This is a genomic window from Ideonella sp. A 288, assembly GCF_002198735.1.
Lineage (GTDB): Bacteria > Pseudomonadota > Gammaproteobacteria > Burkholderiales > Burkholderiaceae_C > Pseudaquabacterium.
In genome coordinates this window covers 1-12,784 of sequence record NZ_MWLO01000069.1, presented here as the reverse complement: position 1 = coordinate 12,784, position 12,784 = coordinate 1, and the positions used below count along the sequence as shown (strand labels likewise).

Below are 12,784 nucleotides of genomic sequence, written 5' to 3'. Positions count from 1 at the left end.
GAGTGACCGACACCCCGCCGCCCGCCGCAGCCCCGGTCGAGGCCGCCCCCGCGCCACCGACGCCGCCGCGCCGCTCGTGGCTGCGCCGCACCGCGCTGGGCGGCTTGGCGCTGCTGGTCGCCGTCGGCCTGCTGCTGGGCGGCGTGGCGTACTGGGCCTGGCGCAGCGAGCCGACCTGGCCCTGGCTGCTGCAGCAGGCGCCCGGCCTGCAGGCCAGCGGCGTGCGCGGCACGCTGGCCGGCGGCGACCTGCACATCGACCAGCTCGACTGGGCCCTGCCCGGCAACGCCGGCCGGCTGCAGATCGACGGGCTGGAACTGCGCGGCCTGTCGCTGCGGCTGCAGCCTCGACCGGGCGTGTGGGGCGCACTGACCGTGGCCCAGGCCCGGGCCCGCGCCGTGCGCTACCGCAGCCCGGCCGCGTCCACCACACCCGCGGCGGCGCCAGCCAGCCTGCGGATGCCGCTCGACCTGCTGGTGCAGTCGCTCGCGGTGGCCACGGTGCAGGTCGACGATCTGCCGCCGGTGCGCGGGCTGTCCGCCACCCTGGAACTGGGGGCGAACCAGGGGGCCCTGCACCGCGTCGAGCGCCTGCAGGCCGAGGTGGAGCGGGTCAGTGTCTCCGGCAACCTGGCCGTGGGCACCGACGCCCCGCTGGCCACCATGGCGCGCCTGCAGTTGGCCGCCACCGGCGGCACGCCCTGGCAGGGCACGCTGCAGGCCGACGGCCCGCTGGCGCAGCTGGCGGTGCAGGCCGCGCTGACCGGCCAGATCCCGGGCACCACCGCGGCTTCCGCGCCGGCCACCGCCGGAAAGGCGTCGCCCGACGCCCCGCTGTCGTTGCAGGCCCGCGCCCAGGTGCACCCCTGGGTGGCGTGGCCGCTGGCCGCGCTGCAACTGGAGGTGCAGGGTTTCGACCTGGCCAGCCTGTCGGACCGCTGGCCGACCACGGCCATCGACGGCCGGGCCGCCATCGATTCCAAGGGCATGGACCTGCCCGCCGAGGCCCAGGTGGACCTCGCCAACCGCCGCCCCGGCCGGCTCGACGAGGGCCGGCTGCCGGTGCGCAGCCTGGCGTTGACAGCCACCGCCGTGCCCAACCGCCCCGGCCATGTCGACTTCAAGCGCCTCGACCTGCAACTGGCCGATGCCCAGGGGCCGGCCGGCCGGGCCGGCGGCAGCGGCCAGTGGCGCGGCGGCGCGGGCAGTGACGGCACCCTCGGCCTCAGCCTGCAGCTCACCGACCTGCAACCCGCCCGGCTGGACGCCCGCGCCGCCGCACTGAGCGTGTCGGGGCCGCTCACCTTGCGTGCCAGCGGCCTGCAGCCACCGGCGGGCCAGCCCCTGCAGCCCCAGCTCACCGTGACGGGCGTGCTCGACGGCCGCGCGCTCGACGGCAGCGGCACACCGGTGCGGCTGGACCTGGACGCCGACGCCAGCGCCGACCGCGTGCTGCTGCGCCGTGCGTTGGCCAGCGCTGGCGCCGCACTTGCCCGGCTGGCCGGCCAGGCCGATCGCGAGGGCGCGGCCTGGCACCTGTCGGGCAGTGGCCAGCTCGAAGGTTTCGACCCGCGCCCCTGGTGGCGCGGCAGCGAAGGCTCGGCCTGGCGTCGCGGCCCGCACCGCATCGATGCCAGCCTGAGCGCCGACCTGCGCTGGCGCGGCGCACCGCCCGAGGCACGCCGCGGCCAGCCCGAGGCCTGGCTGGCCGCGCTCGACGGCAGCGCCGACCTCACGTTGGCACCCAGCGTCGTCGCCGGCGTGCCCTTGTCCGGCGAGGCCCGCCTGGGCAGCCAGGGCCAGGGCGCCACGCTGCGGGCCGCGCTGCTGTCGGGCGGCAACCGGGTGGCCCTGGACGGCCGCCGCGACGGCGTCGGCCAGGCCGACCACTGGCAGCTCGACGTCAAGGCCCCGGCACTCGATGCCCTGGCGCCGCTGGCGCGGGTGGTGGCCGAGTGGGCCCCGTCCGCCACCCGGTGGCTGCCCTCGGCCGGTCGCTTCGAGGCCGACACCACTGTCAACGGCCGCTGGCCCGACCTGCGCAGCAGCGGCCGTCTGCAGGCCCGCGACCTGCGCAGCGCCGCCGCGCGCCTGGCCTCTGCCGACGCCCGCTGGAGCACCGGCGCCGGGGCCGACCCCGCGCTGTCGCTCGACCTCACGCTGGCCGGCCTGGATGCTGCCGGCCAGCGCGCCGACCGCCTGGAGGCGCAGGCCAGCGGCACCCTGGCGCAGCACCAGTTGCGCTGGCGCTTGGACAGCCCCGTGCGCCCGCCGGCCTGGACCGAGAACCTGCTCGGCCCCGCCGGCGTCGGCACGCGGATGGACGGGCAGGCACGCGGGCAATGGTCGACCGACGCCGGCGGCCACCGCTGGCAGTGGCAGGGCCTGACGCTCAGCGGCGGCGCGCGCGACGCCCGGGGCGCCAGCCGTGCCTGGCTGCAGGCACAGGACCTGGCCGGCGAACTGCGGCTCGACCCTACGGGCCGGCCCATGTCGGTGGTGCTGGAGCCCGGGCGCCTGCAGTTGCTGGGCACCCGGCTGGGCCCGGCGTCCACCACCTCAGTCAGCGCCGCTGTCACGCCCGTGGCCGTGCCGAAGCCGGCCGGCGCCGCGGCCTCCGGCGCCGCCGCCACCGGGCCCGAGGGCGTCGGCCTGACCGCACTGCGCTGGCGCCAGGCCGAATGGAAGGCCGGCGGTGCCAACGGCCACCTGCTGCTCGCGGCCGAGCTGGAGGCGCTCGACGTGGCGCCGCTGCTGCGTCGCCTGCAGCCCGACGTCGGCTGGGGCGGCGACCTGTCGCTGGCCGGGCGCATCGACATCCGTCGCAACGAGCGCTTCGATGCCGAGGTGGTGCTCGAACGCGCCGGCGGCGACCTGCGCATCACCGACGAGCTGGGCGCGGTGCAGGCGCTGGGCCTGACCGAGCTTCGCCTGGCGCTCACCGCGCACGACGGCCTGTGGCAGTTTGCCCAGGGCCTGGCCGGCGCGCAGATCGGCCAGATGGCCGGCGCCCAGGTCATCCGCACCCAGCCCACGCAGGTCTGGCCGCCGGCCGCCGCGCCGCTGCAGGGCGTCGTCGACGCCCGGGTCGACCAGCTCGGCGCCTGGGGCCTGTGGGTGCCGCCCGGCTGGCGGCTGGCCGGCAGCCTGCACACCCGTGCCGACGTCGGCGGCACCGTGGCCGCGCCCGAGCTCAGCGGCCGCATGCAGGGGCAGGACCTGAGCCTTCGCAACGTGCTGCAGGGCATCCACCTCAGCGAAGGCGTGCTCGACATCACCCTGGCCGGCGACCGCGCCCGCGTCGACCGCTTCAGCTTCAAGGGCGGCGAAGGCGGCCGGCTCGACCTCACCGGTGACGCCACCCTGGGCGCCAACCCGTCGGCCCGGCTCAGCCTGGTGGCCGACAAGTTCCGCGTGCTGGGCCGCATCGACCGGCGCGTGGTGGCCAGCGGCCAGGCCGACGTGCGGCTGGACCGGCTGGCGCTGCAGGTGGATGGCCGCGTGCGGCTCGACGAAGGCCTGTTCGACCTGAGCCAGGGCGACGCGCCGACGCTGGACGACGACGTGCAGGTGCACCGCCGCGGCACGACCATCGACGCCGCCGGCAGCGCCGCCCCGAACGGCGCACCGGGCGCGCTGGAAGAACGCCCGGCACCGGCCGCGCTGCCGGCACCGCTGCGCAACGCCAAGGTGCAGCTGGCCATCGACCTGGGCGACCGCCTGCGCGTGCGCGGCCGCGGGCTGGACACCGGGCTGAAGGGCGAACTGCGCGTCACCAGCCCCGGCGGCCGGCTGGCGCTGGACGGCACCGTGCGCGCCACCGGGGGCACCTACGCCGCCTATGGCCAGAAGCTCGAGATCACCCGCGGCGACGTCATCTTCTCGGGCGCGGCCAACAACCCGCGCCTGGACGTGCTGGCGGTGCGGCCCAACCTCGACGTGGTGGTGGGCGTGGCGGTGGCCGGCACGGCGCAGCAGCCGCGCATCCGCCTGGTCAGCGAACCCGAGATGGCCGAGATGGACAAGCTGTCGTGGCTGGTGCTAGGCCGCAGCCCCGACGGCCTGGGCCGCACCGACACCGCGCTGCTGCAGCGCGCCGCCATCGCGCTGCTGGCCGGCGAGGGCAAGGCGCCCACCGACGAGCTGCTGGGCAGGCTGGGCCTGACGGATTTCTCGGTGCGCCAGACCGAGGGCGACGTGCGCGAGACGATCGTGACGCTCGGCAAGCAGCTGTCGCGCCGCTGGTACGTCGGCTACGAGCGCGGCCTGAACGCCACCACCGGCACCTGGCAGCTGATCTACCGCATCGCCCAGCGCTTCACGCTGCGGGCACAGTCGGGCGAGGAGACCTCGCTCGACCTGATCTGGTCCTGGCGCTGGAACTGACGCGGCCCCGGTCGGCCATGCCAAAATGGCTGGCTCCGCCGCCGTAGTTCAATGGATAGAACGAGCGCCTCCTAAGCGCTAGATGCAGGTTCGATTCCTGCCGGGGGCGCCAGGCCAGCGCCCGCCCGCGGTCCCACCTCAGTCCGCCCTCACCCGCGCCTCCAGCAGCCGCACGATCGGCTCCAGCAGGGCGTCGTCGGGCCGACGCTCGGCGCGGGCGTGCAGGTCGACATACTCGGCGGCCACCGCGGCCATCAGGTCGCCATGCCGATCGGGTGCCACCAGGAAGGCCGGTCGCAAGGTGATCACGGCCTCGTGGGCCAGCGACAGGGCCTCGGCGGCGCCCGAGGCCTCGGCGGTCTGGATCGCCAACACCACCAGGGCCTTGGTCAGCGGCTGCCGGTGGGCCTCGGGATGGCGCACGAACAGGTCGCGCAGCAGATCCAACCCTTCCTCGCCGGTGCGCAATGCGGCCTCGTGCTGTGCACCGGCCGAGGGCCCACCGTCGCGCGCGGCCCCCTCGGCCAGGCGTTGGCCGAGTTGCACCAGCGCGGCGGCCAGCGCGGGGGCGTGCACCGACTGCCCCTTGGCCACCAGGTGGCGGTAGCGGCCCACCGATTCCTGCGCCGCCGACAGGGCCTCGTCGGGCCGGCCGGTGGCACCTAGCACGTTGGCCAGGTTGCCCAGGGCGCCGGCGAGTTCGGCCGCAAAGGCCTCGGGCCACTGTGCCGCCAGCTCGCGGTACAGCGTGACGGCCTCCAGCGCTGCGGCCGCCGCCGGCTCGAAGGCGCCGAGCGCTCCCTGCAGGGCGGCCAGGTTGCCCAGCGCGCAGGCCAGGTCGGGCCGCACCGCCTCGGGCCGCCGGGCCACCTGTTCGCGGCGCAGCGCCACCGCCTCCTGCACGGCCGACAGCGCCTCCTCGGGCCGGCCCGCGCCCGACAGCGCCGTGGCCAGATCGTTCAGTGCCGAGGCCAGTGCCGGCTGCACCAGTTCCGGCAGGTCGTCGGCCAAGGTCCGGTACAGCGCCACGGCTTCCTGGGCGATCGGGCAGGCCGCGTCGGGCCGGTGCAGATCGACCAGGCCGTTGGCCAGTTGCACCAGGGCGGTGGCCAGGTGCGGGCGGTACAGCTCGGGCTGGCGCTCGACCAACGCGCGAAAGGTGGCCACAGCCTCCTGCGCCGCCCGCCGGGCGGGCTCGGCCTGGCCCATGCGGGCCATCTTGGCGGCCAGGCTGCACAGCGACAAGGCCAGGTCTGGAGACTGCGGCCGAGCGACGGCTCGGCGCCACTGGGCCCCACCCGCCGGCGCCAGCCACAGGCGGTACAGGTCGACGGCGTCCTGCACCGCCAGCAGCGCCGCTCCATGGCGCCCGATGGCCGCGAGGCGGTTGGACAGGGTGTTCATCGCCATCGCCAGGTCGGGCCGGTGCGTCGACGGGTCTTCGGCATCGAGCCCGCGGTACAGCGAGACGGCCTCCTGCGCCGCGCGCAGGGCCGCGTCGCGCCGCCCCAGGTCGCCCAGCATCGTGGCCTGGTTGTTCAGCGCCATGGCCAGGTCGGACCGGCTCTCGTTCGGCTGTTCGGCGGCCAAGGCCCGGAACAGCGCCAGCGCCTCCGCCACGGCGCGCAGCGCCGGCTCGCACTGGCCGAGCTGGCTGAGGTGGTTGGCCAGGTTGTTCAGGGCCACCGCCCGCACGGCGCGGTAGCGGCGGGCACGCTCGGCATCGGGCACGCGCAGCAGTTCGGCGGCCTCTTCGGCCAGCGGCAGCGCCTGGGCATGGCGGCCCAGGTCGCCGAGCAGGTTGGCCAGGTCGGTCAGCGCGCCGGCCAGGGCACGGCGGCGTTTGTCGGGACTCCAGCGCGCCCAGGCCCGGGCCGCGTCGAGGCGGCGCTGCGCGGCACGCAGCTCATCGTCCGGCGCGGCGGCGCCCGGCGACAGGCGCCCTGGCCCACCGGGCGCGCGCGGACCATCCCGCACAGCGCCCTCGGCGGCTGCATCATCCTGGCCTGTGACCACCGGCTTGTCGCGCATGCCTGCTCCCTGGCGCGCGATGATAGGTGCTGCGGCTGCCGCACCCGCCGCGACATCCGACCGCAACGAACACCGATTCGAGGGGCGGGCATCACATCGGCTTCACACGCTTGGAGGGGCCCGCCTTTATACTGGATTTATCTCGACGAACCTCAGGCCCCATCGGGGCAAGGCAGGGCAACATGAGCGGTAAATTCAAGGTGGCTGGGCTGTTGGCACTGGGTGCCGTGGCCGGCGCATTGACCACGATGCAGTTGCAGGCCTATGCCCGCAGCTCGCTGTCCCCGCTGCCCCTCGAAGAGCTGCAGCAGCTCGCGGCCGTGTTCGGCATGGTCAAGAGCGACTATGTCGAGCCGGTGGACGAGAAGAAACTCATCTCCGACGCCATCTCCGGCATGGTGTCGGGCCTCGACCCGCACTCGGTCTACTTCGACAAGAAGACCTTCAAGGAATTCCGCGAGGGCACCACCGGCCGTTTCGTCGGCGTGGGCATCGAAATCGGTATGGAAGACGGCCTGGTCAAGGTGGTCTCGCCGATCGAGGGCTCGCCCGCCTTCCGCGCCGGCCTGAAGTCCGGCGACCTGATCACCAAGATCGACGACACCATGGTCAAGGGCCTGACCATGGACCAGGCCGTCAAGAAGATGCGCGGCGAGCCGGCCACCAAGGTCATGCTCACCGTCTTCCGCAAGGACGAGAACCGCAGCTTCCCGGTGACCATCGTGCGCGAGGAGATCCGCGTGCAGAGCGTGCGCGCCAAGGTCATCGAGCCCGGTTACGCCTGGCTGCGCGTGAGCCAGTTCCAGGACCGCACGATCGACGACTTCGCCCGCAAGCTCGAAGACATCTACAAGCAGGAGCCCAACCTCAAGGGCCTGGTGCTCGACCTGCGCAACGACCCGGGCGGCCTGCTCGAAGGCGCCGTGGCGCTGTCGGCGGCCTTCCTGCCGGCCGACGTGCCGGTGGTCTCCACCAACGGCCAGCTGGCCGATTCGAAGTCGGTCTACAAGGCCTCGTCCGAGTACTACGTGCGCCGTGGCGCCGACCCCCTGAAGCGCCTGCCCGCGGCCCTGAAGACGGTGCCGCTGGTGGTGCTGGTGAACGAAGGCTCGGCCTCGGCCAGCGAGATCGTGGCCGGCGCGCTGCAGGACCACAAGCGCGCCACCATCATGGGCGCGCAAACCTTCGGCAAGGGCTCGGTGCAGACCGTGCGCCAGCTGTCTCCAGACACCGCGCTGAAGATCACCACCGCCCGCTACTACACGCCCAGCGGCCGCTCGATCCAGGCCAAGGGCATCGTGCCCGACCTGTGGCTCGACGAAACCGCCGAGGGCAACGTGTTCGCCGCGCTGCGCATGCGCGAGGCCGATCTCGAGAAGCACCTCGTCAACGGCAAGGAAGGCAAGGACGCCGAAAAAGACCCGGTGCGCGAGAAGGCCCGCGAGGAAGCCAAGAAGAAGCTCGAAGACCAGATGGCCAAGAGCAAGGAACCGCCCAAGCCGCTGCCCGAGTTCGGCAGCAATGAAGACTTCCCGCTGACCCAGGCCCTGAACCAGCTGAAGGGCAAGCCGGTGGTCGTGAGCAAATCGCAGACCGAGCGCAAGGCCGAACTGGCCGCCGACAAGCAGTAAGTCCTCGAGATCCGCCCCCGGGAAAGCCCGCCCTGGCGGGCTTTTTTGCGCCCGCCGGTCGTATGCTCCTGGCCATGAACGACGACCAATTGCTGCGCTATTCGCGCCACGTGCTGCTGGACGAGATCGGCGTGGAGGGCCAGATGCGCCTGCTCGCGGCGCATGCGCTGGTGATCGGTGCCGGCGGCCTGGGCTCGCCGGTGGCGCTGTACCTGGGCACCGCCGGGGTCGGCCGCATCACGCTGGTCGACCACGACACGGTGGACGTGACCAACCTGCAGCGCCAGATCGCCCACAACCTGTCGCGGGTGGGCCAGCCCAAGGCCGAATCGGCGCGCCAGACCATCGCCGCCATCAACCCCGAGGTACAGGTGGTGCCGGTGGTGCACCGGGCCGACGCCGCCTGGCTGGACGAGGCCGTGGCCGCCGCCGACGTGGTGATCGACTGCTCCGACAACTTCCAGACGCGCCAGGCCGTCAACCTGGCCTGCGTGCGGCACCGCAAGCCACTGGTCTCGGGCGCGGCCATCGGCTTCGACGGCCAGGTGTCGGTGTACGACACGCGCGGGGCCGACCTGCCCTGCTACGCGTGCATCTTCCCGCCCGAGGCCACCTTCGAAGAGGTGCGCTGCGCCACCATGGGCGTGTTCGCGCCGCTGGTGGGCATCATCGGCACGGTGCAGGCCGCCGAGGCGCTGAAGCTGATGGCCGGCGTCGGCCGCTCGCTGGCCGGGCGGCTGCAGATGCTGGACGCGCGCAGCATGGAATGGACCGAGATCCGCATGGCCCGGCAGCCCGCCTGCCCGGTGTGCGCGGGCCTGCGCGGCTGAGGTCCGAGCGCCCCGGGCCGGCGGGCCGACAGGCCCGTCGGCGGACTTGGTGCGGGGCGTCGTGCAGGGCGTGGGGCGATCCCATCGCCGCCCGTTGTCCTCGGTCAATGCGTGATGCACGACCGCGCCTGGGCCCTTGCCAGACCCGGCTGGGAAGCCGATAAGTCAGAGACAAGTGTTCAGGTTTCCCTCGATGGGGGGGCGCGCACGCGCCCGCAAGACAAGGCAGGAGTGGTCGATTTCTCGTCCCTGATGGGCATGGTTGCCGTGCAGTTGCTGATCTACGCGGCAGGCCTGGGGCTGTGCAGCCTGCTGCTGCGCCAGCAGCGCGCGGCCATGGCCCATTGGGCCGCGTTCCTGCTGCTGCAGGGGGTTGGGTTCGTGCTGCTGACGCACCGCAGCGACGCCCGCACCTGGTGGGCCTTCGTCGGCAGCGGCCTGTGCTTCACCGGCGGCTTCGTGACGCTGCGGCGCGGCCTGCTGGTGTTCGTCGGCCTGCCGACCCGCGACCGCGAGCAGGCCATCGGCTGGGGGCTGACCGCTGCGTTGATGGTCGCGCTGGGCCCCCAGGTCGACCAGGCGTCCTGGCGCGTGATCCTGAGCTACGGCTTCGCGGTGTGGGCCATCGGTCGGGCGGCGGCGGATTGCGTGGGACCGCTGAAGCGCGAGTTCGGCCGCCTGCCGTTCTGGATGCTCAGCGTGCCGGCATCGCTGCTGGTGCTGATGTCGTCCGAGCGCGTGATCCGGCAGGCGCTGAACATGAACCACCCGATCGAACTGCACAGCCTCACCGACGGCAGCGGCGCGGTGATCTACGGCTACCTGATCGGTGCCTCGATGTTCTGCTTCACCTTCACCGGCCTGCTGGTGACGCGGCTGGTGAAGTCGCTGCACCACACCTCGCAGACCGACCCGTTGACCGGCCTGTTGAACCGTCGCGCCATGGAAGCCCAGCTGCTGAACGAACTGCGCCGCAGCCGCCGCAGCGGCAGCGCCTTCGCCGTGGTGTCGCTGGACCTGGACCACTTCAAGCGCGTGAACGACCTGCACGGCCACCCGGCCGGCGACCTGGTGCTGATCGAGACCGGGCAGCGGCTGCTGCGCGCTGCCCGGTCCACCGACACCGTGGCCCGAACCGGCGGCGAGGAGTTCATCGTGCTGATGCCGGAGGTCACCGCCGGCGGTGCCCGCGAGGCCGCCGAGCGCCTGCGGCAAAGCATCGGCGAGACCCGCTTCGAGATCGATGTCGAGGGCCGCACGCACGCGGTGCGGATGACGGTGAGCGTCGGCGTGGCCATGGCCCTGCCGGGCGAGGACGACCCTCGTCCGCTGATGCAGCGCGTGGACAAGGCGCTGTACCGCGCCAAGTCGGAGGGGCGCGACCGGGTGGCCGAATGGGTGACCACCGAGGCGGAGTCGGCCGCGAACCAGCCCATGGAATCGACCACTCGCCCGGCCCCGCCGCCTTGACCCACGACAACCTGGACGCACCGATCGATCGATAGCATGCGCACCATCTCACGAGATGGACGACACGATGCGCACGAGGTTCCTGCAACACCTGGTCATGGCAGCGGCCGCCACCCTGGCTGGCACGGCGTCGGCCGAGACGCTGTTCGGCGTGGGCGCCGTCGGGTCACTGGTCAAGCTCGACACCACGCGGCCGGGCGCCGCGCTCACGGTGGTGGCCAACAACTTCCTGCCGGACAGCTCGATCACCTTCGGCCCCGATGGCTTCCTCTATGGGTTCGATCTGTCGTCGCGGGTGCAGCGCCTCGACCTGGCCACCGGCGAACGGCGCCTGATCTCCGGGCTCTTCGCCCCCACCGGCGACATCACCTTCGGGCCCGACGGGCGGCTCTATGGGCTGACCTCAGCGAACACGATCCTCAGCCTGGACATCGCGAGCCAGCAGACCACACTGGTGGCCAGCAACATCGCTGCCCGAGGCGACCTGCGCTTCGGCCCCGACGGCAGGCTGTACACGACGGACACCGCCTTCGACCTCGTGCGGCTCACCCGAGCCGGCCAGGCGTGGACCCGCCAGTCCATCGAACGGCACATGGGCACCAGCGGCGGGCTGACCTTCGCGCCGGACGGATCACTCTACGCCATCGACGACCGGTCATTGCTGATCACCTTCAACCCGCGGACTGGCTTCCTGGACCGATTGAACTTTCCGGTCCAATGGGGCAGCGGCGACCTCCAGATCGGGTCGGACGGCCTGATCTACGGCTTCGACCTGAGCGGCCGGGTGCAGCGCATGAACCTGACCACCGGGGCCCGATCGATCATCGGCTCCGGCATGTCCGGCAACGCGGATCTGGCCTTCCAGCCCAGCGCGCCCGTCCCCGAGCCAGCGTCCGCCCTGCTGCTGTTGCTGGGATTGCCGGCCCTCGCCTGGCGCCACCTGCGCCGGTCCAAGGCCGATGCCGAACCGGGGCGGCCGATCCGTTGACCACCGATCGGCGCCGGAACACCTGGCTCTGAACCGCAGCGTTCGCCTGTTCGAGCCGCGGGTGGGCGAACCCCGGTCAGCGGCCCGGCGCCCTCACCGCCCCCGGGCAAACGCTCCCTCGCCCTGCACCGCCGGCAGCCATGCCGGCGGGTGCCATGGGCGCCCCTCGCGGGCCATCAGCGCGCGCAGATGGCGCAGGCGTGCCAGCCCCACCGTGCCCAGGTGCTGCGCCACCGCCGCGCGGTCGGGCCACAGCGCCAGGCCGTCGGACCACAGCGCGCGGCCGGCCAGGAAGCCGGCGGCGCCGGCGCGGGCCGCGTGGCGCACCACGCGCTCGAAGGCCTCGGCCGAGGCGCCGGCCGACAGCATCACCCAGGGCCGGCCGCCACAGGACGCGTTCAATGCGCGGTAGGTGTGCTGGCAGGTGTCGCCGCCCGGACCGTCGGGGTCGGGCACCTGCTCGGCGGGCATCGGGCTCTCGAGCTTGAACAGATCGACCTGGTAGCGTGCGTGGGCAAAGGCCTCCACGCTCTGCAGCACCTCGTCGGCGCGCTTGGCGGTGTCTTCGCGGTAGGCATCGGCGTCGTCACCGGCCAGCGGGTACAGCAGCAGTTCCAGCACGAAGGGCGTGTCGCAGCGCGCGCAGTCCTCGCCCACCTGCTGCACGAAGGCCTGCTGGTGCTCGCGCACGGCGGCCGAGGCGCGCGGGTGGTACCAGGCCAGCAGCTTGACGGCGTCGCCACCGAGCGCGCGGATCTTCTCGACCGACCAGTCGGCGATGGCCGACGAGCGTCGGTCGACGGTGGTGCGGTGGTCTTCCAGCGTCATCACCAGGCCGGCGGCCGGGTTCAACAGGTCGGCGGCGGCAGGGTAGCCCCAGTTGGGGTCGACCAGCATGGCGCTGGCCTGGCCGGCGAAGGCCGCCGCCAGCGCGCGCTTGGCGGCCACCACCTCGTCGAAGGGCACCGCCTCGGGCGCGATGCCGTGGGCGCGCGCCAGCGTGGCGAAGATCGGCGGCCGCTGGTCGATGGCCACCATCGAAAAGAAGCCCTGCGCGTCGGCCAGGCGGCGCAGGCGCCAGCGCTTGCCGGCGGTGGCGACAGCGTTCGGCGGGCCGTCGTGGGGCGTCGGCAAGGGGGCGGGGGTCGGCGCAGTCGCCGTGGTCGCCGTCGAAGGGCTCATCGGTGGGTCTCCATCCATCGGTTCAGGCCGGCGCGGTCGGGCAGGCTGCCCCGGCAAGCCAGCGCGGCGGCGGCCATGGCGCGGCGCAGCGCGGCCTCGGGCGGCAGGCCCTCGGCCAGGGACAGCAGCAGCGCGCCGTGCATCACGTCGCCCGCACCGTTGGTGTCGGTGGCCTGCACGGGGAAGGCCGGCAGGTGCTGTTCGTGGCCATCGGGGCGCCGCCACAGCGCGCCTTCGGCGCCCAGCGTGACGACCAGTTCGGCGCCG

Annotated in this window: 8 protein-coding genes and 1 tRNA gene; 6 read left to right on the top strand and 3 right to left on the bottom strand. The window is 73.4% G+C overall.

Annotated elements, in window-relative coordinates:
• Window positions 1–2: 2 nt before the first annotated feature.
• On the top strand, window positions 3–4,385 hold the full coding sequence (locus EOINJALH_RS32125; RefSeq protein WP_234413662.1) for a translocation/assembly module TamB domain-containing protein: 4,383 nt from the start codon (window positions 3–5) through the stop codon (window positions 4,383–4,385).
• A gap of 37 nt (window positions 4,386–4,422) precedes the next feature.
• Window positions 4,423–4,497: transfer RNA gene (locus EOINJALH_RS05120), tRNA-Arg, on the top strand.
• A gap of 26 nt (window positions 4,498–4,523) precedes the next feature.
• Here the strand turns inward: EOINJALH_RS05120 and EOINJALH_RS05115 are convergent.
• On the bottom strand, window positions 4,524–6,416 hold the full coding sequence (locus tag EOINJALH_RS05115; protein ID WP_088279239.1) for a tetratricopeptide repeat protein: 1,893 nt from the start codon (window positions 6,414–6,416) through the stop codon (window positions 4,524–4,526).
• A gap of 182 nt (window positions 6,417–6,598) precedes the next feature.
• Here EOINJALH_RS05115 and EOINJALH_RS05110 point away from each other — a divergent pair, with 182 nt between their 5' ends.
• From EOINJALH_RS05110 to EOINJALH_RS05095, 4 genes are all read left to right on the top strand, one after another.
• Window positions 6,599–8,047: a S41 family peptidase gene (locus EOINJALH_RS05110; RefSeq protein ID WP_088279238.1), complete on the top strand. Its 1,449-nt coding sequence runs from the start codon at window positions 6,599–6,601 to the stop codon at window positions 8,045–8,047.
• Between the two features lie 74 nt (window positions 8,048–8,121).
• Entirely contained in the window at window positions 8,122–8,877 is a 756-nt protein-coding gene (locus EOINJALH_RS05105; RefSeq protein ID WP_088279268.1) for a molybdopterin-synthase adenylyltransferase MoeB, read from the top strand.
• A 231-nt stretch (window positions 8,878–9,108) separates the two neighbouring features.
• Complete coding sequence (locus EOINJALH_RS05100) at window positions 9,109–10,347, top strand: diguanylate cyclase (protein ID WP_158219661.1); 1,239 nt, start codon at window positions 9,109–9,111, stop codon at window positions 10,345–10,347.
• A 67-nt stretch (window positions 10,348–10,414) separates the two neighbouring features.
• Window positions 10,415–11,335: a PEP-CTERM sorting domain-containing protein gene (locus EOINJALH_RS05095; RefSeq protein ID WP_158219660.1), complete on the top strand. Its 921-nt coding sequence runs from the start codon at window positions 10,415–10,417 to the stop codon at window positions 11,333–11,335.
• A 93-nt stretch (window positions 11,336–11,428) separates the two neighbouring features.
• Here the strand turns inward: EOINJALH_RS05095 and EOINJALH_RS05090 are convergent, their stop codons facing one another.
• Both EOINJALH_RS05090 and EOINJALH_RS05085 read right to left on the bottom strand, forming a co-directional pair.
• On the bottom strand, window positions 11,429–12,469 hold the full coding sequence (locus EOINJALH_RS05090) for a tagatose 1,6-diphosphate aldolase (protein WP_158219659.1): 1,041 nt from the start codon (window positions 12,467–12,469) through the stop codon (window positions 11,429–11,431).
• 44 nt (window positions 12,470–12,513) lie between these two features.
• Window positions 12,514–12,784: PfkB family carbohydrate kinase (locus EOINJALH_RS05085; RefSeq protein WP_310732269.1), on the bottom strand; the 271-nt coding region annotated here is incomplete at its 5' end.

Coding starts and splice junctions, on each gene's coding strand:
- EOINJALH_RS05115 (WP_088279239.1), bottom strand. CDS start 6,416: ATGCGCGACAAGCCGGTGGTCACAGGCCAGGATGATGCAGCCGCCGAG.
- EOINJALH_RS05110 (WP_088279238.1), top strand. CDS start 6,599: ATGAGCGGTAAATTCAAGGTGGCTGGGCTGTTGGCACTGGGTGCCGTG.
- EOINJALH_RS05105 (WP_088279268.1), top strand. CDS start 8,122: ATGAACGACGACCAATTGCTGCGCTATTCGCGCCACGTGCTGCTGGAC.
- EOINJALH_RS05095 (WP_158219660.1), top strand. CDS start 10,415: ATGCGCACGAGGTTCCTGCAACACCTGGTCATGGCAGCGGCCGCCACC.